We start from the raw sequence: 24,633 nt of genomic DNA, 5'->3' as shown, positions 1-24,633 counted from the left end.
CGTTGTTCGGTTACCCGGCGAGCACGGTCTGAAACAGTTGATAAGGTGATCACTCGCGGTTGAGAACCCAGCCGCAAGCCGATGTGACGGCTTGCCCTGGGTGTGCCCGCCCTTCGCAATGCGCTCCAGAGCAGTCGTCCGTCGCATCGGCATGCCGCTGTGACCGAACGACGTGAAAGGAGCCGGCGGTGTCGTCCGCGAGAATCACCGCCCTCGAGGCCGAGGTGGCGGGGCTGCGCAAGGCTCTGGTGTCCCGGACAGTCATCGGGCAGGCCACGGGCCTGATCGCCGCACGCAAACCCTGCACACCCCAGCAGGCCTTCCAGCTGCTGGTGCACATATCCCAGCACCACAACATCAAGCTGCACGTCGCCGCCGACCGGCTGGTCACGGCGTTCGTGCAGGCGCACCTCGGGCGGCCCGTCGACCTGGCCGATCAGATGCTGTGGGATCACGTCGACGCGACCACCGCGAACGATTCCGGTGAGAGCGACGACGGGATCGCCGAGGAGGTCAGCAGCACGTCTCCCTGAGGCAGCGGGACGGGGGACGTGCTGAGGTTCACCACCACGCGGGTCGTCCCGCGGTGCAGCACCAGGCACTCCCCGTCCTGTTCGACCACGAACCTGTCCAACCGCGGATCGGCCAGCTCCGGGCGGGAGCGCCGCAACGCGATCAACGCACGGTAGGTGTCCAGGACGACGCCGTGATCCCCTTCGCGCACCTCGTCCCAGCGCAGCCGCGAGTTCTCGACGGTCTGCGGGGACATCGGGTCCGGAACGTCCGATTCTCCCCATCCGTGCCGGGAGAACTCACGCCGCCTGCCGGTCCGGACGGCCTCGGCGAGGCCTGGATCCGGGAACGACGCGAAGAACTGCCAGGGCGTCGAGGCCGCCCACTCCTCCCCCATGAAGATCATGGGCGTGTAGGGCGAGCACAGCACGATTGCCGCCGCACACAACAACTTTCCCGTCGACACGGACGCGGACAACCGGTCGCCGGTGGCGCGGTTGCCGATCTGGTCGTGGTTCTGGCTGTACGCGAGGAACCGGTAGCCGGGGATCAGCGCCGTGTCGACCGGCTTGCCGTGGTGCTTCTCCCGGAACGACGACCAGGTGCCGGCGTGGAAGAACACCTTCTCCAGCGTGTTCTTCAGCGCCCCTGGCGCCGCGAAGTCCTCGTAGTAGCCGAAGGTCTCGCCGGTCAGCGCGACGTGCAGGGCGTGGTGCAGGTCGTCGGACCACTGCGCCTGCAGGCCGTAGCCGCCGCCTTCCCGTGCCGTCACGAGCTTGGCGTCGTTCAGGTCGGACTCGGCGATCAGCGTGAGCGGGCGGCCCAGCGACGCCGAGAGCGCGTCCACCTCGACGGCCAGCTCCTCTAGGACGTGCACGGCCCGCTGGTCCGCCAGCGCGTGCACGGCGTCGAGCCGCAGCCCGTCGACGTGGAAGTCCCGCAGCCACTGCAGCGCGTTGTCGAGGACGTACCGGCGCACCTCGTCGGAACCCGGTCCGTCGAGGTTCAGGCCGGGGCCCCAGTCGTTGCGCCCGGCGAAGTACGGCCCGAACCTGTCGAGGTACGCACCGGACGGCCCGAGGTGGTTGTAGACCACGTCGAGCAGCACGGCGAGCCCTCGGGCGTGGCAGGCGTCGACGAACCGCTTGAACCCGTCGGGACCGCCGTACGGCTCGTGGACGGCACCCCACAGGACGCCGTCGTAGCCCCAGCCCTCGACCCCGTCGAAGCTGTTGACCGGCATGACCTCGACGAACGTGATGCCGAGGTCCACCAGGTGGTCCAGCCTGCCGATGGCGGCGTCGAACGTGCCCTCCGGCGTGAACGTGCCGATGTGCAGCTCGTAGATCACGCCGCCCTGCAGCGGGCGGCCGGTCCACGCGCCGTCGGTCCACTCGAAGTCGTGCCGGTAGACGCGGGACGCCTCGTGCACGCCGGCGGGCTGCCACAGCGACCGGGGATCCGGGTACGCCTTGCCCTCGATGACGAACGCGTAGTCGGTGCCCTCCGCGTCGGAGAACCACCAGTCACCGTCGCGCTTCATCTCCTGGTCGACGCCGTCGACCCGCACGTGCACCGACTCGGGCGCGGGCGCCCAGACGGAGAAGCTCACTGATCCCCCTGCACCAGCAGCGCTACCGGATAGGTGTCGAGCAACGAGGCCAGGTCCTCGGTCGCCGGCCGTCCCGTGAGGACGTCGGTCCACTTCGCACCCGGCAACGGCAGAACCGTGTCCTGCCAGCCCTTCTGCTCCAGCCCGACCGGCAGCCGCGTGGCCACCGTGATCACGCCGGAGCGCTGGAACGCCAGCACGTGCTCGGCAGCGGGACCTTCCGCGCGCAGCGGCCGGTACCCGTGCAGGCCGCGCTTGCGGACCTGCAACGCCTTGTGCACCACGAGGAGCTTGGCCGCGCCCGAGTCGTCGACCTCCGGCAGCCAGCCGGATTCGAGGCGCTCCAACAGGTCCCGGCGCACCTCGTAGTCGACCGGGCGGCGGTTGTCCGGGTCGACGAGCGAGAAGTCCCACAGCTCGGTGCCCTGGTACACGTCCGGCACGCCGGGCGCGGTGAGCTGGACGAGCTTCTGTCCGAGCGAGTTGACCCAGCCGGGCGCCTTGATCCGTTCGGCGAAGGAGGCGACCTCGGGCTCGTTCAACGCCTTCGCGGGCCACGCGGCCACCTCGGCGTCGAAGTCCTCGTCGCGGTCGACCCACGACGTCTTGATCTTCGCCTCGCGCGACGCCTTCTCGAGGTACGCGCCCAGGCGTTCCTCGGTGAGCGGCCACGCGCCGACGACCGACTGCCAGGCCAGGCGGTTCAGCGTCGGCTCGGAGATGCCGTACTTCCCGGTCATCGCGGCCTCGAACGCCAGGTACTCGTCCGGGATCTCGGCCAGCACCGCGAGCCGCGCCCGGACGTCCTCCGAGCGCTTGGTGTCGTGCGTCGACAGGGCGGTCATGGCGAGCGGCTCCGCGGCCTCGCGCCGCGCGGCCCGCTGGTGGAACTCCTCCACCGACAGGCCGAACCGGTCCGGCGACCCGCCGACCTCGTTGAGCGCCACGAAGTTCGTGTACCGGTAGAACGCCGTGTCCTCGGTGCCCTTGGCGACGACCATGCCGGAGGTCTGCTGGATCCTCGTGGCCAGCTCTCCGTGCGGATCGGCGCGGACCTGCTCGTCCAGCGCCCGCACGGCAGGCGACTTGCTCAGCCTGACCGCCGTCTCCCAGTACCGCAGGCCTTCCGGCAGGTACGACCGGTACACCGGGAAGTTGACCATCACCTCGGCGACGGCCTTGCAGGCGTCGGAGAACTCCACGCCCTGCACGAGCCGCGCGATCCGGCGCACCTCGGCCACCAGGATCGAGTCCGCGACCTGCTGCCGCGAGGCGTGCTCGACCTCGTGGAAGTTGCCCGCGAACGCGTCGGTCAGCGGGAGGAACACGCCGCAGAACTCGCGCAACGCGTCGTACCCCGTCGTGCCGTCGACCGGCCAGCTCTGCGGCAGCTCCTCGTCCGGGCCGAGGATTTTCTCCACGACCAGCCAACCGTCGAAGTGCTCACGCAGCCGCCGGAAGTACCCGCCTGGGTCGGCGAGCCCGTCCGGGTGGTCGATGCGCAACCCCGTGACACCCCACGACAGCACCGCGCGGTGCGTCGCCTCGAACACCTCCGGGTCCTCGACCCGGATGGCGGCGAGCTCGGTGATGTCGAAGAACCTGCGGTAGTTCAGCTCGGTGTTGCCGCGCCGCCAGTTCGCCTTGACGTAGTGCTCGTGCACCTCGTCCTCGGCGTCCTCCGCGAGCACGGGCAGCAGCACCTTGCCCGAGGACCAGTCGATGTCGAAGTACCGCGCGTACTGCGAGGCCTGCCCGTGTTCGAGGACGTCCTCCCACCACGGGTTCGGCACGACCATGTGGTTCGGCACGATGTCGACGACCAGGCCGAGGTCGAGCTCCCGCAGCCTCTTCTGCAGCTCCTCCCTGCCCTCGTCACCACCCAGCTCGGGCCGCGCGCGGGTCGGGTCCACGACGTCGTAGCCGTGCGTGGACCCCTCCCGCGCGTCGAGCATCGGCGACGCGTACAGCGCGCCGACGCCCAGGCGCGCCAGGTAGTCCGCGACGGCTGTGGCGTCGGCGAAGGTGAAGGACGGGGTGAACTGGACGCGGTACGTCGAGGACGGCGCGCCCATCAGCCCACCCGCTGCAGCACGACGAGCGACCGCGCGGTGAGGTTCAGCGTCTCCCCCGCCGCGATGGGCTTCTCGCCCTTGCCGACCTCACCGGTCGCGGTGTCCACGACGACCCTCCACTCAGGACCGTACTCGGCGTCCGGCAACGTCACCTGGATGTCCTCGTGGTGGGCGTTGAACGCCATCAGGAACGAGTCGTCGACCACGCGCATGCCGCGCGAGTCGAGGTCGGGGATGCCCTCGCCGTTGAAGAAGACGACGATGCACTTGCCGAAGTCGTCCTCCCAGTTCTGCTCGGTCATCTCCTCGCCCGACGGGGTGAACCACGCGATGTCGCGCAGCTCCTCGCCCTTGCGGATCGGGCGGCCGGCGAAGAACCGGCGGCGCCGGAACACCGGGTGCGCCTTGCGGAACGCCGTCAGCGCCGAGGTGAACTCCATCAGCTCCGAGTTGGCCTCGAGCAGCGACCAGTCCACCCAGGACACCTCGTTGTCCTGGCAGTAGGCGTTGTTGTTGCCGTTCTGCGTGCGGCCGAACTCGTCGCCGTTCACGATCATCGGCACGCCCTGCGCGAGCACCATGGTCGCCATCAGGTTGCGCCGCTGGCGCCGCCGGAGGGTGAGAACCTCCTCGTCGTCCGTCGGCCCCTCGACGCCGCAGTTCCAGGACCGGTTGTGGCTCTCGCCGTCCTGGTTGTTCTCGCCGTTGGCCTCGTTGTGCTTCTCGTTGTACGACACCAGGTCGTTCAGCGTGAAGCCGTCGTGCGCGGTGACGAAGTTGATCGACGCGTACGGGCGGCGGCCGTCGTCCTGGTAGAGGTCGGACGACCCGGTGATGCGCGACGCGAACTCGCCGAGCGTCGCCGGCTCACCGCGCCAGAAGTCGCGGACGGTGTCGCGGAACTTGCCGTTCCACTCGGTCCACAGTGGAGGGAAGTTGCCGACCTGGTAGCCACCGGGACCGACGTCCCACGGCTCCGCGATCAGCTTGACCTGCGACACCACCGGGTCCTGCTGCACGACCTCGAAGAACGTCGCCAGCCTGTCCACGTCGTAGAACTCGCGCGCGAGCGTCGCCGCGAGGTCGAAGCGGAAGCCGTCGACGTGCATCTCGGTGACCCAGTACCGCAGCGAGTCCATGATGAGCTGCAGCGTGTGCGGCGAGCGCACGTTCAGCGAGTTGCCGGTGCCCGTGTAGTCCGTGTAGTACTGCGGGTCGTCGTCCACGAGCCGGTAGTACGACTCGTTGTCGATGCCGCGCATCGACAGCGTCGGGCCGAGGTGGTTGCCCTCCGCCGTGTGGTTGTAGACGACGTCGAGGATGACCTCGATGCCCGCCTGGTGCAGGGCGCGGACCATGCCCTTGAACTCCTGCACCTGGTTGAGCGGCAGCGCCGCGTAGCCGTCGTGCGGCGCGAAGAAGCCGATCGTGTTGTAGCCCCAGTAGTTGCTGAGGCGCCGCTCGATCAGCGTGTGATCGCTGATGAACTGGTGCACCGGCATGAGCTCCACGGCGGTGACGCCCAGCTTGGTGAGGTGGTCGATCATCACCGGGTGTGCGAGGCCCGCGTACGTGCCCCGCAGGCGCGGCGGGATCTCCGGGTGGTCGATCGTGAGACCGCGGACGTGCGCCTCGTAGATGACGCTCTCGTTGTACGGCGTCCTGGGCAGCCTGTCGTTGGTCCAGTCGAAGAACGGGTTCACCACGACGGACTTCGGCACGTGCGGCGCGGAGTCGTCGTCGTTGCGCTCGTCCGGCGAGCCGAACTTGTACCCGTAGAGCGACTCGTCCCAGGCGAGGCCGTTGGAGATGGCCTTGGCGTACGGGTCGATGAGCAACTTGTTGGGGTTGCACCGCAAGCCCCTGGCGGGGTCGTGCGGGCCGTGCACGCGGTAGCCGTACCGCTGCCCCGGACCGACACCCAGCAGGTAACCGTGGTGGACGAAGCCGTCCACCTCCGGCAGCCTCACGCGGGTCTCCGTGCCGTCCTCGTCGAAGAGGCAGAGCTCGACGTACTCCGCGACTTCGGAGAAAAGAGCGAAATTGGTGCCCACGCCGTCATATCCAGCGCCAAGCGGGTAGGGCCTTCCAGGCCAGGGTCGCACGATGCTGTTGCTCCTCGTCACAAACGGCGGACTACCCGTCGACCCTATCCACCTAACCCTGGTCTGGCATCACACTCGCGTGTGCAAGAACGCAGCGCCGCGCGACGACTCCCGGCACGGCTGAGGGGCGCGCGGCAGCGCCCGAGCCCTCGCCGGACCGGGCACGCTCCGGCAGGCCTGAGTTCGACGTGCTCCGGTGGACGACCACCGGCAGCGGGTCAGACCGCTCCGTGCGCCAGCACCAACTGCCCACGTGCGGCCATGAGCAACGTCCGCGCCTCCTGGATCTCCACGTACTTCAGGTGTTCACAAGCGGCCTCCGCGCACGCCAGCGCGTGCTGCAGGGCGGGGTTGCCCTCCACCACGGGACCTGCGTCCCGCAGCGCGTCACGCAGTGATTCCTCCGCGCGCCGTGCCCCGGCCACCGGGTCGCCGAGCGCGGTCGGCCTCACCGAGGCGAGGACCTGCTCGACTGCCAGTTCCAGCACGCCGGTCGGTGTCCGCGTGCTCACGGCTGAACTCATTTGTAACGCCACCTCCAAGAACGTTCGTCTTCGCCGTCGGGTGACGGCCCCACACTACTCCACAGGTCTATGACCTGCTGTTACGCAAAAGTTTCACTTTCCTCGGTTGCGCAGCGGCCGGGTGATCTCGCGGACGCGCGGGAAGAATTCGTCCAGCGGCACCGGCAGGGGAATTCTCCAGTTCGGGTGCTCGTCGATCGTGCCGGGCACGTTCGGCTGCCGGGTCTCCCTCAATGCGTCCTGGGGTGAGGTCAGGACCAACGCGCAGGGTGTCTGCGCGAGCAGTTCGTGAGCTCCCTCGACCCTGTCCGCGGCCTTGATGCCCTCCTGCCGCATCAGCTCGTCGAAGTCGGGGCCGTCCTCGCCCGCGAAGAACGTCGCCGCGGTGGGCAGGTCGTGGGTGGAGATGCTCGCCATCTGGTTGGGGTTCCACTGCGACGGCGGGATCAGCGGGTGGCCCTCGGCGTAGTAGTCGCGCTGGAAGTAGAGGACGGCGCTGGTGAGCATGCCGTTCTCCTGCAACGTCTTCGTGACGACGGGCTCGACCGTGCCGAGGTCCTCGCCGACCACCACCGCACCCGCCCGGTACGCCTCCAGGGCGAGCACGCCGAGCATCGCGTCGGCGTCGTAGTAGACGTAGGTGCCGCGCGACGGCGGCTCACCCGGCGGGATCCACCAGAGCCGCCAGAGCCCGGCGACGTGGTCGATGCGGATGCCGTCCGCGTGCTGCAGGACGCTGCGCAGCACCTGCCGGAACGGCCGGTAGCCGGTCTCGGCGAGCTTGTCCGGGCGCCACGGCGGCAGGCCCCAGCCCTGGCCGTCCGCGCTGAACGCGTCGGGCGGCGCGCCGACCGTGACGCCGATGGCGAACGCCTCGGGGTCGGCGAACGTGTCCGCGCCGCCGGGCGCGACGCCCACCGGGAGGTCGTGGATGACGCCGACGGCCATGCCGGCCTCGTGCGCGGCTAGCCGGACGTCCTGGAGCTGGCGGGTGCAGAGGTGCTGGACCCAGGCGTGGAACGCGACCCGTTCGGGTGACGCGTCGGCGCGGTCCTCCGGCCACTCGCGCCAGTCGGGACCGTGGACCTCGGCGAGCGCGCAGTAGGTCGCGAACTTCTCCAGCTCGGCGTCCATCTCGACCTCGCCGCCGGGGAACAGCAGCTCCAGCGCCTGCTTCTTCGCCTCCCACACGGCGTCGTAGTCGATCAGGTCCTCGTTGTGCGGCCGCAGGTCGCGGATCAGCTGCCGGGTGCGCGGGCAGGCCTGCAGGAACTCGGCGGTGTCGGTGACGCGCAGGTACAGCGGGTTCGCGAAGCGGCGGCTCGTCGGCGAGTAGGGCGAGCGCTCCACCGGGTGGGTCAGGCTCGGCGCCTGCACGGGGTTGACCAGCACGACGCCGGCGTCGAGCTCGAGGCTGCTGCGCCGGGCGATCGTCGCGAGGTCGGCGAAGTCGCCCATCCCCCACGAGTCCTTCGAGCGCGCGGCGTAGAGCTGCAGCATCCAGCCCCACGTGTGCGGGACCTCGGGCAGCGTGCGGGGCGCGACGGCGAGCGTGACGGTCTGGTCGGCGGTGACGACGCGGTGCCAGCCGAGCGGGACCGAGTCGGGCAGGTGCCGTTCGACGGCGAACGACGTGCCGTCCTCGAGCTCGACGGTCGCGGGGCCGTGCAGGTCGTACGTCTCGTACTCGCGGAGCACGATCGTCGGTGGGAGCTTCTGCTCGGCCCGCCTGCGTTCGACCTCGGCGAGCTCGCGGGCGATCGAGTCCTCAGTGGACGCGTCGACCCCGAACTGGGCGAGCACCTTGACGACGACCTCGGTGTCGACGACGGCCTCTTGCTGGTCCGCATTCTCGTACCGAGTGGCGACGCCCCAAGCGTCCGCCAGCCGCGCCAACTGCTCCACAAGTACAAGCTATGTCACAGCGGGCGCCGCATTACCAGAGCAAATGGTCACTGGTCACCCGATGGGTGCAGGGCTGTTCGGAGGCATGCGCGGAGTTGCATTCCATCAGACATCCGATGGGTCACCGGGAATCGCGACGACGGCCTCGACCTCGACCAGGAAATCGGGCCCGAACAATGCCGCCACCTGAACGAGCGTGCTGGCCGGGTTGGGCACGTTCCCCAGTGCGGGCCGCAGGATTTCGTCCCGCACGTCGCGAATGGTCTGCACCTCCCGCGCGTCGAGCACGAACCAGGTGAACTTCACGACATCCGACCAGTCAGCGCCAAACCTCAGCATGACGTGATGAAGATTGCTCAACGCCTGCCGCGTCTGGGCGGCGAGGTCGTCGACCCCGACCACGCAGCCCTGGGCGTCGACCGCGACCTGACCGGAGACGAAGGCGAGCCTGCCGGTGACCGTCACGACGTGGGCGTAGCCGGGGGTGGTCGGCAGTTCGGCGATCTCGGTCAGGCGCTCTTCGACGGGCATGGCGCCACAGTACTTCGGCCGGGCACGGCACCAGCCCGCGCGCCGCGGGCCGTCAGGCCAGGCGCCCACGCACCACGAATCGTCGAGCCCCCGGCGTCCCGCACCGCCGTCGGGACCGGCGCCCCCGCACCGCTGACCGTCGAGACCGGCGCCCCCGCACCGCCGACTGTCGAACCCGCGGCGCCCCGCACCTCACCCCGCCGCGGCCACCGGCCCGCTCGAGTTCCTCACGACCAGCCGCAGCGGGTGCTCCGCCGGCTCGATCTCCCCACCCCTGATCAGCGTGAACAGGTCCGCCACGGCCCGCTCCCCCTGCTCCTTCGCCGCCCCCTCGACGGCGGTCAGCCCGACCACACGGGTCAGTTCCTGCCCGTCCAGCGACACGATCGACACCTCGTCCGGCACCGCGCGCCCGTCGCGCTGCACGCGCAGGAAGATCCCCACCGCCGCGGCGCCGTTCGAGCTGATCACGGCCGTCGGCAGGCGTTCGCCGTCGAGCAGCACGTCGACCACCTGCTCGCCGCCGTCGACGGTCGGCGAGCACCACACCGTCCACTCCGGACGGACCTCCAGCCCGGCGGAGATCAGGATCTCGTCGTAGCCCTCGTCCTCGCCGTCGGACAGCACCAGGGCCACGTCGCGGTGGCCGAGGGACACGACGTGCGACACCGCGGTCTGCAGGGCGTGGCGGAGGTCGGTGTCGTCGACCGTCACGTGCGGGACTTCCAGCGACTCCAGCGCGGCCCGCTCGGCGGCGGACATCGTGAGCGACAGCAGCAGCACGCCGTCCACGCGGCGGCCCAGCGGCAGCTCGTCGAAAAACTTCGCCCGCGCGCCGGCGTCGCCCAGGACGTAGAGCAGCACGTCGTACCCCGCCTGCCGCAGCGCGCCCTCCGCGCCCGCGAGCACCGGGCTCACCTCGGACGTCAGCACCGCGATGGCGTAGCGGCGCCCACCGGCCAGCGAGGAGGCGTCGCGGGCGATCGCGTACTTCATCCGCCGCGCGACGTCGCTCACGTGCTGCCGGGTCGCCTCGGACACGCCCGGTTCGCCCCGCAGGGCGCGCGATACGGTCGCAGCGGACACCCCTGCGGCCTTGGCCACGTCGGACATGCTGGTCACGGCCCGAGCGTATTGGAGATCCATGAAGCCCGGCGACCTCGCCCCCGACTTCTCCCTGCCCGACCAGGACGGCACCGAGCGCAAGCTGTCCGCGCTGCTCGAGAACGGCCCGGTCGTGCTCTTCTTCTACCCCGCCGCGATGACGTCCGGGTGCACCGCGCAGAGCTGCCACTTCCGCGACCTCGCCAAGGAGTTCGAGGAGGCGGGCGCCCAGCGCGTCGGGATCTCCATGGACGACGTGGCGAAGCAGAAGCAGTTCGCCGAGCTCAACGGCTTCGACTACCCGCTGCTCTCTGACGTCTCGGGTGAGGTCGCGGCGCAGTTCGGGGTGAAGCGCCGGTTCGGGATCACGCCGGTCAAGCGGCACACGTTCGTCATCGGGACGGGCCGCGAGATCATCGAGGTGATCAAGAGCGAGCTCAACATGAACTCGCACGCGGACAAGGCGCTGGCGGCGCTCAGGAGTCGGTGATCGTCAGCACGCCGTAGGGCCCGGACGCGCTGCCCGTGCGGACGGTCTCGCCGTCGATCGTGTACCGGCCGTGCACCTCGGCGCCGTCCGGACCCGCCACCACGACGAGCGTCACGAGCTTCGGCGCGTCGGCGGGCACCTGGACGACGTGCCGCCACGGCAGCGTGACGGCCGACTCGCTCCTGACGGAGGTGCCGGCCGTGGCGGTGATGGTGAACGGTTCGCCGGAACCGGTCACCTCGAACACCACGTTCCGCACGGCCGGGACGGGCGGCGGCGGTGCGGCCGGTGCCGGCTCCGCTTCGGCCGGTCGCACGGCGGAGCGCACCGAGTCCACCGCGCGAGGTCCGTACAGGACACCGCCCACGGCCAGCAGCGCGACGACGAGCAGGAGCACCCACGGCCACTTGGGCGACCGGGGCACCTCGTGCAGTGGCGGCGCGAGGCCGTACTCCGGCGGCTGGTACGACATGAAACCCCCTCAGGTATGAGGTCGATTCCCGGTCGCCGGTCGTTACCGCAGCCCGGCCAGCACGAAGTCGGCGATCTCCTCGGCCAGCCGGCCAGGGGTCTTCGGCCCGTCCGGCCGGAACCACATCGGCAGCTGGTTCACCACGCCCAGCGCGATCCGCACCACCGTGTCGGCGGGCACGACGGAGCTGAACTCGCCGTCCGCCTGCCCCTTCTCGATCACCGCGAGGAACGTCTCGTGATAGCGCCGCCGCTCGGCGCGGAAGTCGGTCATCCGCTCCTCGCCGAGCCGATGCAGCTCGCGGACGAACACCGCCGTCTCGTCGACCCGTTCCGCGGTCGACGAGACGAGCGACGCGAGGATCTCGCGCACCGTCTCGCCGGCGGGCAGGCCGAGGCCGATGATCCGATCCATGTCGGCGGACTGGGCCGTGATCAGCAGCCGGTAGATCTCGAAGAGCAGGTCGTCCTTCGAGCGGAAGTAGTGGTACAGCGCGCCCTTGGTGATCCCGGCGGCGTTGACGATCTCCTGCACCGAGGTCGCGTCGTAGCCCTGCGACGCGAACAGGCGCACGGCCGCGTCGATGATCTTCTGCTCGGTCGCGCCGGCCACCGCTAGGCCTTCGGTGCCAGTGCGCGCACCTGCTCGACCTGGTCACCGCCGGTCGGGAGGAGCGCGATGATCGGCGTGTCGACGCCGTTGGCCTGGTACTCGGCGACCCGCGCACGGCACTCGTCGACAGACCCGTGCACGACGAGCGCGTCCACGACCTCGTCCGGGATCGCCTTCGACGCGGCCTTGCGGTCGCCCGCCGCCCACGCCTCGTGCATCGGGCGCAGCACCTCGCCGCGGCCCAGCCAGTCGTGGAACGCCGCGTAGGCGGGCACGGTCAGGTACGTGCTGATCAGCATGCGGCCCAGCGCGCGTGCGGCGTCGGCGTCCTCGGTCGGGCACACGAAGATCCGTGCCGCGAGCTCCGCCTCGCCCAGCTCGGCCCGCACCTGCGCGACGTCGGACGCGGCGAGCCAGTTGGTGATGGCGCCGTCGGCCTCGCGTCCGGCCAGGCGCAGCATGTTCGGGCGCAGCGCCGCGAGCATGATCGGCACCTTCTCCGCCGGCGGGCGCTCCAGCTTGAAGCCCTTCACCGAGAACGTGTCGTAGTCGGCGCTGACCTTCTCCCCCGCCAGCGCGGCCTTCAGGAAGCGCAACGTGTCGCGCGTGCGCTTGAACGGCTCCTCGAACGGGATGGCGTTCCAGCGCTGCACGATCGCGGGCGAGGACGAGCCGATGCCCAGCACGAACCGCCCGCCGGTCACCTCGGCGAGCGTCGCGGCCGTCATCGCCAGCGTGGCGGGCCCGCGCGTGTAGACCGGCGCGATCGCCGTCCCGAAGCGCAGCTCGTCCGACCACTGCGCGGCCAGGGCCAGCGGCGTGAACGCGTCGGTGCCGGTCGTCTCGGCCGACCACACGTCCGTGTAGCCGAGCCCGGCGAGCTCGGACACCAGCGCGCGGTGCTCCAGCACCGGCACACCGATCAACGGCAGCGTGATACCCCAACGAGCCATGAACGCCTCCAAGCAGCTGCTGTGTGCTTGGGCGCCACCCTACCGACCGGTCGGTATGCTCACAACCTCACTTCTTGCGGGCCATCGTCAGCCCGTCCGCGATCGGCACCAGCACCGACTCCACGCGCGAGTCGGAGCGCACGAACCTGTTGAAGGCGTCGATCGCGGCCGCGTTGCCCTCCGGCTGGTCGTCGGCCGCCTCGCCGTAGTAGAGGGTGTTGTCGGCGAGCAGCAGCCCGCCCTGCCGGACGCGCGGCACGAGCAGCTCCCAGTAGTGGACGTACCCGACCTTGTCCGCGTCGATGAACACCAGGTCGACGACCGGCTCCTCCGGCAGCTCGGCCAGCGTCTGCGCCGCGGCGCCGATCCGCAGGTCGATCTTGTCCCGCACGCCCGCCGCCTGCCACGCTTCCTCGGCGATCGCGGTCCACTCGTCCGAGAGGTCGCAGGTGATGACCTTCCCGGACGCGGGGAGCGCCTGCGCGAACGCCAGCGTGGAGTACCCGGTGTACGTGCCGACCTCGACCACGGTCTGCGCGCCGGTGAGCTTGACCAGCAGGGACAGCAGCACCGCCTGCTCGTGCGGGATCTGCATCTCCGCCGAGTCGCCGAGCTCGGCCGTGCGGGCGATGAGCTTCTCCTGCACGGCGCTCGGCTGGCCCGCCTGCTCGCGCACGTAGCGGTAGATCTGCGGGGTCATGACCACGGTCTTGAAGTCGTTCACGCGCGGCCTTCTCTCATAGGTGGGTGGTGAACGTCCTGAGTGTCTCTCCGCACGCGGGGCTGAGCGGGTGTTTCGCGAGGTCGTGACCGATCGCGGACAAGACGGCGGCGCGGTGCGCGTGGTAGCGGCTCACGCACACGTTCTCCCGGCTCACGAGGAAGAACTCGTCGAACCGGGCGCGTTCGGCGTCGGTGGTCTCCTCCCGCACACGACCGGCCTCGCGCAGCAGCGACGGGCCGTCGGGCACGAGTCTGCGCCCGACTTCCATGTGTGCCATGAGATTCGCCTTGCTCGCGACGGAGAGCGGTTCGGCCGCCACGGGCCCCAGCGCGGTGCGCGCCCGGCGCAGCAGGGCGGGCAGTGGTTCGTAGTCACGCGCCCACCGGCCGCTGAACGCCGGGTCGAACGCCATCATCATCGGCCGGATGACGTCCTCGTACACCTCGCGGGAACAACTGCCCGAATAGGCGAGCATCACCGAGTACGCGTCGTATCCAAGCGCAGCGAGGCGGACCAGCTGCGAATCAGGCTCGCGTATCAGCCGATCGAGTGAATCCGCGAGGAACTTCCAGACCAGGAACGCGCCGTGGTGGCCGAGGAACCACCGGTGCACGGCCAGTTCCACCGGGTCGTCCGGGGTGTGGATGGCGAACCGCGTCCGGAAACAGCCGTCCGCGCACGGGATCAGTTCCGCACCCGGCATCGGCAGTCGCAGGACGGGCAGGTCGACCCAGGTGTGCCCCCACGCGGGAAGGCAGGCGGGAGCGCTCATCGCCGACCCTCCACTTCGGACGCGACGGTGTCGAGCAGGTCCGCGACGCGGGCGAGGGTCGTGTCCAGCGGGCGGTCCTCCACGATCGGCGGCACCTGCTCCGCGATCCGGTCGAACACGGCCGCGAGCCGGGGAGCCCGCGGCGGGCGCGCGCCGACGTGCACGGCCTGGCGCAGCCCGACGGTGAGGGCGGCGTGCAGGTAGCGCAGCAGCTTCGCCTGGTCGAGCGCGGTGAACGCGGCCTGCGTGCCGAACGGGACGACGTCCTGGTTGTGCAGGTTCGTCGGCAGGCTCTGCACCGACGCGGGCGCGGCGGCCCTGCGCATCGCGGCGACCGTCGCCGTCGCGCCGATCTGCACGCCCTGCAGCGCGTGGTGCTGACCGGGCAACGGGCTGAGCATCGGCGGTAAACCGTTGGTGCGGTGGGGATCCACCAACAGGTCGAGTTGCCGTTCGGCCAGGTTGCCCAGCTGCACCAGGGCGACGTTGAGCTGGTCGGCCGCGAAAGCGCTGGGCTGGCCGAAGAAGTTGCCGCCGTGCACGACCTCGCCGGTCTCGGGGAAGAACAGCGGGTTGTCGCTCACGCCGTTGAGGTCGCGGCGCACCACCTCGTCCGCGTGCCGCACGCTCGTGCCGGCCGCGCCGATCAGCTGTGGCGCGCAACGGATGCTGTAGGGCTCCTGCAGCGGGCGCTCGCCGGAGGGCCTGCTCCCCTCGAGCCATGACCTGATGGACGCACCCGTTTCAGCGACGTCCGGATGCCCGAACGCGGCCAGTAGTCCAACCGACGTGAACTCGGTGCCGCAGCCGAGGACGTCGGTCAGCAACGCGGACAGCAACTCCGCGGTGCGCAGCGCGCGAACCGCCTGCGCCACAGCGAGTCCGAGTGCTGCGGCGGTCACCGAAATGCCGTTGACCAACGCGAGAGCGTCCCGGCCGTCCAGGACGAGTCGCGTTAGGCCGGATCGTGTGAGCGCTTCCCCGGCGGTCATCAGCCGTCCCTGGAAGAAGGCGTTCCCGTTACCGCGCAACGCATGTGCCACGTACGCGAGAGGTTGGAGATCACCACTCGCACCGACTGACCCCAAACGTGGTACTGCTGGGGCGAAATCGGTGTCCAGCATGGCAGTCAGCGACGCCACGACCTGCTCGGACACTCCGGATCGCCCCTGTGACAACGAGAAGAGCCGCGCGAGGACGGCGGCTCTGGCGATGGCGGGCGGCAGCAGTTCACCGTGGCCGACGATGTGGTGCAGGATCGTGTTGTCGCTCTGGGCGGCGCCGTCGGCACGGCCCTCGAACTCGACGAGCGGGCCGAAACCCGTTGTGACACCGTAGATGGCGCGACCGGACGCGCTGATCTCGAGCACGAACTCGCGGCAGCGCCGCACGCGGTCGAGCACGTCCTCCGGGAACTCGACGCGGATCCGGTCGCGGGCGAGTTCGAGCTGTGCCGGTTCGAGGTGTGCGGCCAGGTTCAGGGCAGCAGGGGATGTTCCGACAGGCATGACGCCTCCTGTGGATTGGGGGCCACTCGCGACGATCCCCGTTGAGCTGTCAGGGAGGAAGGGCCTTATGTACGCACTAAACGAGGAAAATTTCTCAGCTGCGAACCGGCTCGCTCAAGCCGCCGGAGAGGTGATCGAACTCTCCGCGCACGATTCGACCCAAAAGATCGCCGCACTGCTCCACCGGGGTGAACACGGCTCGCGGCGCTGAGACCTCGCCCACACCGAGGCCCTCCGATGTCCTTGCACACCAGGGATTACGCCGAACGCCCACGCGGCGCCGGTGATCGAAGAGCTCACTTCTGGGTGTCCTTCAGCAGGCGGCGAAGGACCTTGCCGGACACGGACTTCGGAATCTCATGCACGAAGACAACCTGGCGCACCTTCTTGTACGGCGCCACCTCCGCCGCCACGAAGGCCATCAGTTCCTCCGCCGTCACATCGCCTTGCGTCACCACGAACGCTTTCGGGATCTCCCCGTTAACTCGATCGGCCGCACCGATCACCGCGGCGTCCCGGACGGCGGGGTGGCGGCGCAGCACGGCCTCCAGTTCGGCCGGCGCCACCTGGTAGCCCTTGTACTTGATCATCTCTTTGATCCGGTCCACGACGTGGAACCGGCCGTTGTGGACGCGCACGAGGTCGCCGGTGCGCAACCAGCCGTCCACGAAGGCCTCTCGCGTGGCCTCGTCGTCACCCAGATAGCCGTCCATCACCTGGGGACCGCGCACGAGCATCTCGCCCTGCGCCGCGTCCGTCGTGGTGCCCGGCTCGACGACGCGCGCCTCCGTCCCGGGACAGAGCACCCCGACGCTCGTGGGGTCGGATTCCACGTCGTCGTCGAATGTCTGGTGCGTGCCACCGGCTTCGGTGAGGCCGTAGCCCTGCCGCACGGGCGCTCCGAGCTTGCGTTCGGCTTCCTGCCGCACGGCGTCGTCGAGCGGGGCGGCACCGCAGAGGACGAACCTGAGCCGGAGTTCCGGCACCGGGCCTTGGTGATCCGCGACGGCGGCGGCGAGTGGCGGCACCAGGAACGCGCGCGTGATCTTGTGCTCCGCCAACCGGTTCAGGTAGGTGCTCGCGTCGCTCCTCGGCATGGTCACGAGGGTGGCGCCGCCGAGCAGGCCGGAGTTGAGGATGATCGTGAAGCCGTAGACGTGGAAGAACGGCAGGTTCGCGGCGAGCACGTCGGTCTCGTCGATGCGCCAGCCGGGCCTGTGCTGCTCCAGGTTCGCGACGAGCGCGCGGTGGCTCAGCCGCACGGCCTTCGTCAGACCCGTTGTGCCGCTGGAGAAGAGGACGACCGCGGTGCTCCGCGGGTTTCCCGGTGGGAGCGAATCGCCGTCGCCCGCGGGGAGATCGTCGAGGTCGAGCGTCGCGGTGACGTTCGCGAGCTCCTCGAGCCGCGCGATCTCCGGCGGCGTGAGCATCGGGTTGATGAGCGCGGCCGTCGCTCCCGCGGCCATGACCGCGTGCAGGCCGACGGCGAACGCGGGCCGGTTGAGGCTCGTGATCGCGACCGTGTCACCGGGCCTGATCCCGTTGCGCACCAAGCCTTCCGCCGTGGTCTGGACCTGCCGGGCCAGCTCGGCGTACGTGAGCGACTCCCCCGTGACGGCGTCCACGAGGGCGACCTTGTCGTTGTGCCGTGCGCGTTCCAGAACGTGTTCGGGCACCGTGCGTTCGGGAACCGCCACCGCCGGCAGGGGGCTGCGGTAGATCACAGGCTCGGCTCCGGTCTCCACGCCGCCGCGCCTCGTGCACGGCGGCGTAGCCGGAGGTTATCGGGACTTCTCGTGATCGTGTGACCGAAAAACCGGTCAGAGGGTCACACCGCGCTCGGCCAGCCAGCCCACCGGGTTGATCTTCTGGCCGCCGGCGACCCACACCTCGAAGTGCAGGTGCGGCCCGGTCGACTGACCGCGGTTGCCGATCGTCGCGATCTGCTGCCCGGCCTTGACCTTCGCACCCTGCGGAACGTCGATGGTGTTCATGTGGCCGTAGACGGTGATCGTGCCGTCCTCGTGCTGCACGCGCACCCACAACCCGAACCCGGACGCGGGCCCGGCCTCGATGACCGTGCCGTCCATGACGGCGACGATCGGCGTGCCGATGGCGTTGGCGATGTCGACACCGTTGTGGCTGGTGCCCCACCGCGCGCCGAACCCGGACGTGAACGAGCCCTGGGCGGGCCGCACGACCTTCGGGCGCTTGGCCTCCTCCTCGGCCGCGATGCGCGCGGCCTCGGCCTTGGCGGCCTCCTGGCGCTTCACGAACGCGCCCTCGGCGGACTTGATCGCCTCGGTGACGGTGAACTGCGCCTGGATCTGCTCCGCCTGCAGCAGCTTGCGCGTCTCGGACCCGGTGTCCACGGAGTGGATCGTCTGCGGGCCCTGCGGCGGCTGCGCGGTCATGGCCGCCGCGGCGAGGTTCTTGGTGGCCGCGACCGGCATGATCATCCGCTCGACGGGCCCGACCGTGGTGGCCGCCTGAGCGAACCCGGCGCCGGCCAACGCGCCTGCGGCGACGACCACCGCGACTGCCTTCTTGCGGTCCAGGTCCACTCTGGTGATGACGTCCACCAGCGGACCCTTCGCTCCTCGCAGGAGGGACCTCGTCTGCGACGACGAGCCCTCCGAACGATGCCGTGCCAAACCAGCCTCCATGCACTCGGGGGAGTTCGACGACCGCGCTTCGCCGGGCTTCGGGGGTCCTGGCTGCGGGCTTCGGGGGCCCGGTGTCGGACTGGACCGCTTCGGGGGGCGTTCCGTGTCCTTGCGGTTATCGAACCGTGACATGCGGCGCAGAACGTAACCTCGCGTGACCGGCGCAGGCAAGCGAAGTGGGGGTTCAGGTGATTAGGCCCACTGCTGGTCACTTTGGGTAATCGGTTGGTTTAGGGCATGGTCAAGGCGCTTTGAACCAATCCGCTGCTTGGTGTTTGTACTGGTCAGTCGCTTTATCGTGAAAGGTTTGCCTTGGCGGGAGTGGGGAGAGCGGGTCGCCGGGTGGCTACTTCGCGTGGCGGCGTCGTTTGGGCGCGTTCGGCTCGATTGAGCGCGTTGGGGCGTTGTCGAGCCGGTGCCGGTCATCGCCGCTTCGCGACGATCGCGATTGGGCCGGGTCACCGCCGCTTGCTCGGGGGAGGCTAGGTGACGCCTCGGCTTCGCCATTGCGTTGAGTGGTGGGGTCGCTCGCCTTCGGCCTCAACCGCCTCACGCCTGGCCTGGACGGCCTCATCCGTGCTGCGCCACACCCCTGCCGCGCTCCTGCTCCACCAACCCTGCCGCCGGCTTCAACCGCCGTCTCAGCTGTGTGCCCCGCCCCCTGCCGCATCTCCAGCCCCTCCTCCAGTGCGGCTCGCCTCTCTCTCCGCGCCTCCCGCTGCCCCTCTTCCCCGCTGCACCCTTCCCGCTGCTCCCACTCCCCACCCACGACAAAGGGCCGCCGGATGCACCTGGCGTCCGACGGCCCTGGGCCGAGCTGCGTGACTACTTGTACCGAGCTGCCGCCGGCGGCAGCGGAGCCACCGGCAGGCCCTCGTGGATCACCTTCATGGCGTTGAACCACGTCGGTGCGGCCACCTGGCCACCGAAGACGCCCTGCGAGCTACCGGGGCAGAGCCTGATCGGGCTCGCGCAGATGACCTGCGGGTTGTTGCCGTCGGCGTAGGTCATGACGGCGCCCGCGAACTGCGGCGTCGCGGCCAGGAAGGCCACCGACTTGTGCTCTTCGGTCGTGCCCGTCTTGCCGATGGTGGGGCGGTTCCAGCCCGAGGCGGACGCTGCCGTGGCGGCGGTGCCGGAGCCGTTCGTGTCGTGCGACATGCCCTGGGCCAGGGAGGCGGCCAGGTCGGGGTTGATCGCCTCCTCGCAGGGCTTCTCCTTCAGCGGGATCGGCTTGCCGTAGCGGTCGAGGACCTGCTCCACCGGGGTCGGCGGGCACCAGGTGCCCTTCGAGACGATGGTGGCGGCGACGTTCGCCAGCTCCAGGACGCTCGTGGCGCCGGGGCCAAGGGTGTAGGAGCCCGCGTTGTTCTGCTTCGTCCAGTCGCCCTGGGACGGGCCGTTCGACTTGTCGGAGTTCAGGGGCTCGCCGCCGCGGTTGACGCCCTGCAGCGTCTCGCGCATGCCGAGGCGGTAGGCCATGTCGACGACGTTGTTCAGGCCCGCCTTCTCCTGCAGGATGATGAAGCCGGTGTTCGGCGACATCGCGAGGGCCTGGGTGAGCGACATCTTGTCCGCGTACTTGCCCGAGTTCTGCACCTTCCACGGCGCGCCGCCGTTGGGGTAGACCTTCGAGAAGTAGACGTCCGGCACGTCGATGGTCTTGTCGATGCCGGTGATGTTGCGCTCGAGCGCCGCGGCCGCGGTGAAGATCTTGTTCACCGAGCCGGGGCCGAACGGCAGCACCTCGGCGGGCACGGGGCGGGCGACCTGGCCGAGCTCGGCCTTGTTGCCGAAGTCGCGGGAGGCGACGAGGGCGCGCACGCGGTGCTTGTCGGTGCCGGGCTCGACGACGGACATGACGTTCGCGATGCCGTTCTGCGTCTTCGGCACCTGCTGCTCGGCCGACTCCTTGGCCGCCTTCGTGGCCTTCTGGTCGAGCGTGGTCTTGATCGTCAGGCCGCCGCGCTGCAGCTCCTTGTTCGTGACGCCGGCTTCGCGCAGGTAGTCGAGCAGGTAGGAGCAGAAGAAGCCGTAGATCGGGCCGTCACCGGCGCCGACGCAGCCCTTGGGCAGGATCTGCAGGTCCTCGACGATGCCCAGCGGCTCGGCCTTGTACTCCTCGGCCTTCTTCTTCGCCTCGGTCTCGTCCGCGCCGAACGCGCCGTTCTCGCGCATCTTGTCGATGACGATGTTGCGACGCTCCAGCGCCTTCTCCGGGGAGGCGCCGGGGTTCAGAGACGACGGGCGGTTCGCGATCGCGGCGAGCAGCGCGGCCTGCGAGACCGTCAGCTTGTCCGCGGTCGTGTTGAAGTACGCCTTCGCGGCCGCGCCGACGCCGTAGGTCTGGTTGCCCAGCGGCACGATGTTGAGGTAGCCGGTGAGGATCTCGTCCTTGCTCATCTGCTGCTCGAGCTGCAACGCGACCCGCGCCTCGCGCATCTTGCGGCCGATCGTCGCCTCGGTGGCCTTCTCCCAGGCCTCCTGCTCGTTGTCCGCGCCGAGCACGAACGCCATGTAGTTCTTCACGTACTGCTGGGTGAGCGTCGACGCGCCCTGCGTCGCCCCACCGTCCACACCGGCCTTGGCGGCGGCACGGGCGATGCCCTGCCAGTCGACGCCCTGGTGCTCGAAGAACCGCTTGTCCTCGATCGCGAGGATCGCGCCCTTCATGGTGTCCGCGATGTCCTTGGACTCCAACGGGATGCGGTACTGGTCGTACAGGTAGGCGATGGGCTCGCCGTTGCGGTCCTGGATGGTGGTGACGAGCGGCAGCTCACCCTTCGCGAGGTCACCCGACGTCTGGTCGACCGTGTCGGCCGCGCGGTTGGACGCGAGCCCGAGACCTCCGACGAACGGGAACACCATCGCTGCGAGGAGGACGCCCGCCGTCAGGCACAACCCCATCAACTTGACCAAGCCTGACGCGCGTGCGGCGAACAAACCGCAACTCCTTCCGAACAAACCCCAGAAAGTCTCTACGTACTAAGTCGCGCGGGAGGCCCGTGAGGTTGCGTCCGCTGATCGACTGTTTCCAACCTACCGGAGTAGTCGGAGGCCGATCGTCGGACTGGCCCTGCGGACCTCGACGCCCGCGTGGTCGGGCAGCAGGTCGTCGAGGAACCCGTAGCGCGACAGCTCCTCGTCGGGCCGCCTGCTCACCGTCCGCCACCAGACCGCGATGTCTCCCCAGCCGGGCGCCGACAGGGAGCCACCGAAGTGCTGCACGGACAGGGCGGCGCACAGGTTCGCGAACCGCACCCGGTGTTCGAGCGGCCACCCGGCCAGAGTGCCCATCACGAACCCCGCGCCAAACACGTCACCGGCACCTGTCGCGTCGAGTTGCGCGACGTTCAGCCCCGGCACCTCCACGCACTCGCCGGTGGCGCTGTCGACGGCGACCGCCCCCGCGCCGCCGCGTGTGACGACCACCACGGGGACGTGCTCGGCGAGTTTGCGGGCGGCGGCCTCCGGGGTGTCGGTGCGCGTGTAGCCCTGCGCCTCCACGTGGTTCGGGAGGAACACGTCATAACCGTCGAGCCGGCGCAGCAGCTCCGGCGACCACGCGCCGGTGCGGTCCCAGCCGATGTCGGCGAAGAGCTTCGCGCCGTTCTGCTTCGCCGTGCGCACCCACTGCTCGTCCTCGGCCTGGATGTGCACGAAGCACGCCCGTGCGGACGGCGGTGGTGAGAAGAGGTCGTCGGCGACGACGGGGGCCTTGTGCCCGTGCGTGACCATGCTGCGGTCACTCTCCATCGCCATGCTCACGGTCACCGGCGAGTGCCACCCGTAGAAGCGGCGGCAGTAGGAGAGGTCGACGCCCTCCTGGTCCGCGAGCACGTCCCAGCAGAAGTCGCCGTACGCGTCCTCGCCGAACGCCGCCGCCAGCGCGGTCTTCAGCTCGAGGCGACGCAGCGCCACGGCGAGGTTGGCGATCCCGCCGGGACACGACCCGAGGCCTTCTGACCACACCTCGGTGCCCGGCTCCGGCGGGCGGGGCAGGCCGGTGAAGATGATGTCGAGGAAGACCGTGCCGGTCAGCAGCACGTCGAAGTCGGGGGCAGCCGTGGGATCAGCCATGCGTAGACCTTGCCACCCGGCACCGACAACCATGCGTTAAAACAACGTGCATGGGGGTTCCGCTCAGGAAAAACGTCCAGTTCCAGCTGCTGTGGCTCGGGGGCACCGCGTCGCAACTCGGCACCACGATCACGACGCTGGCGATGCCGCTGCTGGTCGTGGCGCTCACCGGGTCCTACTTCCTGCCCGGCGTGATCGCGGGCGCGCGGGCGGCGGCGCTGCTGCTGGCCCTCATGCCCGCGGGCGTGTGGGTGGACCGCTGGGACCGCGGGAGGACGCTGGTCTGGAGCCAGACCGTCCAGGCCCTCTCGGCCGCCGCGCTGGCCGCCGCCGTGTTCACCGGGCACGTCCAGGTGGTGGTCTTCGTGGTGCTGGCCGTCGTCGACGGCGTCTGCACGGCGTTCGCGGGTCCGGCGCGCACCGCCGCGATCCAGGCCGTCGTCCCCGAGGAGCAGCTCAGGACCGCCTACGCCCAGGAGGAGGCCCGCGGCCACGCGGCACGGGTCGCCGGACCGCCCCTCGGCGCGCTGCTGATCGCCGCCGGCCGGGCGGTCCCGTTCGTGGTCGACGCGATCACGTTCGCCCTGGCCGCCGTGTGCGCGTGGTTCGCGAAGATCCCGGCGCGCGGCGAGCCGAAGCCGCGCCGGCGGATGCGGCACGACCTGAAGGACGCGGGCCGCTGGCTGTGGCGCCAGACCGGGCTGCGGAACCTGACGGTCGTCTTCCTCGTGCTGAACCTGCTCGGCGGTGCCTCGATGCTGCCGGTGCTCGCCCTCGTCGCGGAACGCGGTGGCTCCGGCCTCGACACGGGCGTGGTGATCGCAGGCATCGGGGTCGGCGGGATCATCGGTTCGCTGGTGTCGCCGAGGGTCGCTCTCGCGCCCGGCAGGCTGATGGTCGTGGTGCTGGTCGTGTTCGGCGCCTGCAACCTCGCGATGGTGCTCCCGTTCGGCGTCTTCTGGCCGTTCGTGCCGCTGGCCGTCACCGCCACGGTCACGCCGTTGATCAACGTCTCGGTGTCCGCGCTGCACTCGCAGCTGGTGCCCGAGGACATGATGGGCCGCCTGGACGCGGTCTCGACGCTGGCCGCGCGCGTCCTGACCCCGCTCGCCCCGGCGCTCGGCGGGTTCCTGGCCGGGGTGGTCGGCGGGGCGGTGGCGTTGGCGGTCTTCGGTGCGTTGATCCTCGTCACAGCGCTGGTGGCGGCGTTCACCGACCTCAGCGTCAGCCCTCCTCGGCGATCATCTCCCGCATCCGGGTGAGGGCGCGGTGCTGTGCCACCCGCACGGCTCCCGGCGTCGACGAGACGGCCAGCGCGACCTCCTCGGCGGACAGGCCCACGGCCACCCGCAGCACGAGGATCTCGCGCTGGCGGGCCGGCAGCTTGTGCAGCAGGCGCGTGACCTGGGCCATCATCTCGCCGTTGACGGCGTGCTGCTCCGGGCCCGCCTCCAGCGAGGGGCAGTCGGGCAGCTCCGGGACGACCTCCGCGCGGTTGCGGACGGCGCGGCGGCGGGCGTCGGCGACCTTGTGCGCGGCGATGCCGTAGACGAACGCCAGGAACGAGCCCGGTTCGTAGCGGTACTTCGACAGGGCGCCGAGGACGGCCACGCAGACCTCCTGCGCGATGTCCTCGGCCGAGACGAGCGTGCGCTCGCGGCCGCCGACCCGTGCGCGGCAGTAGCGCACGATCAGCGGCTGGATGCGGCCGAGCAGGTGCTCGACCGCCCGTCTGTCTCCGTCAAGAGCGGCGTCGACGAGGTCGGAGAACTCGGCTTCGGCGAGCCACTGGTTGGAGACCGGTGCCTGGCGCACCCGACGGCGCATGGGCACCGTTGGCGAGTTCCACGCCCCCGTGTCCTCAGTGGGAACGAGTACCGCGACACCACCACCGGTCCGCACGGCTGTGGGCATGACCATCCCGGCGACCTCCTCCACTACAGCGACACTGGGGTTCCACTGAAGAAGAGACCGCAGCGTGCCGTTT

The 24,633-nt window shown here is 70.0% G+C and carries 21 protein-coding genes; 3 read left to right on the top strand and 18 right to left on the bottom strand.

The window, feature by feature from the left end:
- The first annotated feature begins 188 nt into the window (after window positions 1–188).
- Window positions 189–533 (top strand): ANTAR domain-containing protein, encoded by a 345-nt coding sequence (locus ND450_RS00275; RefSeq protein WP_253324150.1) that lies wholly within the window; start codon window positions 189–191, stop codon window positions 531–533.
- Here ND450_RS00275 and treZ read toward each other — a convergent pair.
- The 7 genes from treZ to ND450_RS00240 form a co-directional block, all read right to left on the bottom strand.
- A complete protein-coding gene (treZ, locus tag ND450_RS00270) occupies window positions 452–2,125 on the bottom strand; it encodes a malto-oligosyltrehalose trehalohydrolase (protein WP_253324149.1) in 1,674 nt (557 codons plus the stop codon). The genes ND450_RS00275 and treZ overlap by 82 nt on opposite strands.
- Window positions 2,122–4,200: a malto-oligosyltrehalose synthase gene (gene treY, locus ND450_RS00265; protein WP_253324148.1), complete on the bottom strand. Its 2,079-nt coding sequence runs from the start codon at window positions 4,198–4,200 to the stop codon at window positions 2,122–2,124. The genes treZ and treY overlap by 4 nt, the downstream gene beginning before the upstream one ends.
- A complete protein-coding gene (glgX, locus tag ND450_RS00260) occupies window positions 4,200–6,305 on the bottom strand; it encodes a glycogen debranching protein GlgX (protein WP_253324147.1) in 2,106 nt (701 codons plus the stop codon). Before glgX ends, treY begins: the two co-directional genes overlap by 1 nt.
- A gap of 218 nt (window positions 6,306–6,523) precedes the next feature.
- Window positions 6,524–6,829, bottom strand: coding sequence for a hypothetical protein (locus ND450_RS00255; protein ID WP_253324146.1), 306 nt, complete (start codon window positions 6,827–6,829; stop codon window positions 6,524–6,526).
- A 93-nt stretch (window positions 6,830–6,922) separates the two neighbouring features.
- Window positions 6,923–8,734, bottom strand: a complete 1,812-nt coding sequence (locus ND450_RS00250; RefSeq protein ID WP_253324145.1) for a 4-alpha-glucanotransferase — start codon at window positions 8,732–8,734, stop codon at window positions 6,923–6,925.
- A 105-nt stretch (window positions 8,735–8,839) separates the two neighbouring features.
- Window positions 8,840–9,265 (bottom strand): RidA family protein, encoded by a 426-nt coding sequence (locus ND450_RS00245; protein ID WP_253324144.1) that lies wholly within the window; start codon window positions 9,263–9,265, stop codon window positions 8,840–8,842.
- 192 nt (window positions 9,266–9,457) lie between these two features.
- On the bottom strand, window positions 9,458–10,378 hold the full coding sequence (locus ND450_RS00240) for a LacI family DNA-binding transcriptional regulator (protein ID WP_253327830.1): 921 nt from the start codon (window positions 10,376–10,378) through the stop codon (window positions 9,458–9,460).
- 31 nt (window positions 10,379–10,409) lie between these two features.
- On the opposite strand from ND450_RS00240, the gene ND450_RS00235 reads away from it, so the two are divergent.
- Window positions 10,410–10,859 carry a peroxiredoxin gene (locus tag ND450_RS00235; protein WP_253324143.1) on the top strand — a complete coding sequence of 150 codons (450 nt, stop codon included), beginning with the start codon at window positions 10,410–10,412 and terminating at the stop codon, window positions 10,857–10,859.
- Here ND450_RS00235 and ND450_RS00230 read toward each other — a convergent pair.
- The 10 genes from ND450_RS00230 to ND450_RS00185 all read right to left on the bottom strand — a co-directional run bounded on the left by ND450_RS00230 (window position 10,846) and on the right by ND450_RS00185 (window position 22,646).
- Window positions 10,846–11,331 (bottom strand): hypothetical protein, encoded by a 486-nt coding sequence (locus ND450_RS00230; protein WP_253324142.1) that lies wholly within the window; start codon window positions 11,329–11,331, stop codon window positions 10,846–10,848. The genes ND450_RS00235 and ND450_RS00230 overlap by 14 nt on opposite strands.
- 42 nt (window positions 11,332–11,373) lie before the next feature.
- The gene (locus ND450_RS00225; protein ID WP_089916757.1) at window positions 11,374–11,943 is read right to left on the bottom strand and encodes a TetR/AcrR family transcriptional regulator; all 570 of its coding nucleotides are present in this window, start codon (window positions 11,941–11,943) and stop codon (window positions 11,374–11,376) included.
- Between the two features lie 2 nt (window positions 11,944–11,945).
- Complete coding sequence (locus tag ND450_RS00220) at window positions 11,946–12,896, bottom strand: LLM class F420-dependent oxidoreductase (protein ID WP_253324141.1); 951 nt, start codon at window positions 12,894–12,896, stop codon at window positions 11,946–11,948.
- A gap of 67 nt (window positions 12,897–12,963) precedes the next feature.
- Window positions 12,964–13,620, bottom strand: a complete 657-nt coding sequence (locus ND450_RS00215; RefSeq protein ID WP_253324140.1) for an O-methyltransferase — start codon at window positions 13,618–13,620, stop codon at window positions 12,964–12,966.
- 13 nt (window positions 13,621–13,633) lie between these two features.
- The gene (locus tag ND450_RS00210) at window positions 13,634–14,392 is read right to left on the bottom strand and encodes an L-tyrosine 3-hydroxylase (RefSeq protein ID WP_253324139.1); all 759 of its coding nucleotides are present in this window, start codon (window positions 14,390–14,392) and stop codon (window positions 13,634–13,636) included.
- Entirely contained in the window at window positions 14,389–15,900 is a 1,512-nt protein-coding gene (hutH, locus tag ND450_RS00205) for a histidine ammonia-lyase (protein WP_253324138.1), read from the bottom strand. The genes ND450_RS00210 and hutH overlap by 4 nt, the downstream gene beginning before the upstream one ends.
- A gap of 296 nt (window positions 15,901–16,196) precedes the next feature.
- A complete protein-coding gene (locus tag ND450_RS00200; protein ID WP_253324137.1) occupies window positions 16,197–17,645 on the bottom strand; it encodes an AMP-binding protein in 1,449 nt (482 codons plus the stop codon).
- A 75-nt stretch (window positions 17,646–17,720) separates the two neighbouring features.
- Window positions 17,721–18,482, bottom strand: a complete 762-nt coding sequence (locus ND450_RS00195; protein ID WP_253324136.1) for a M23 family metallopeptidase — start codon at window positions 18,480–18,482, stop codon at window positions 17,721–17,723.
- A gap of 909 nt (window positions 18,483–19,391) precedes the next feature.
- Entirely contained in the window at window positions 19,392–21,485 is a 2,094-nt protein-coding gene (locus ND450_RS00190; protein WP_253324135.1) for a transglycosylase domain-containing protein, read from the bottom strand.
- 120 nt (window positions 21,486–21,605) lie between these two features.
- Window positions 21,606–22,646: a carbohydrate kinase family protein gene (locus ND450_RS00185; RefSeq protein ID WP_253324134.1), complete on the bottom strand. Its 1,041-nt coding sequence runs from the start codon at window positions 22,644–22,646 to the stop codon at window positions 21,606–21,608.
- 50 nt (window positions 22,647–22,696) lie between these two features.
- On the opposite strand from ND450_RS00185, the gene ND450_RS00180 reads away from it, so the two are divergent.
- Window positions 22,697–23,908: an MFS transporter gene (locus ND450_RS00180; RefSeq protein WP_253324133.1), complete on the top strand. Its 1,212-nt coding sequence runs from the start codon at window positions 22,697–22,699 to the stop codon at window positions 23,906–23,908.
- Here ND450_RS00180 and shbA read toward each other — a convergent pair.
- Entirely contained in the window at window positions 23,871–24,566 is a 696-nt protein-coding gene (gene shbA, locus ND450_RS00175; protein ID WP_245786168.1) for an RNA polymerase sigma factor ShbA, read from the bottom strand. The genes ND450_RS00180 and shbA overlap by 38 nt on opposite strands.
- Window positions 24,567–24,633: the final 67 nt, after the last annotated feature.

This window comes from Lentzea sp. HUAS12 (assembly GCF_024125735.1).
GTDB classification, from domain to species: domain Bacteria; phylum Actinomycetota; class Actinomycetes; order Mycobacteriales; family Pseudonocardiaceae; genus Lentzea; species Lentzea albida.
This window is presented reverse-complemented; position numbering and strand designations above follow the sequence as displayed.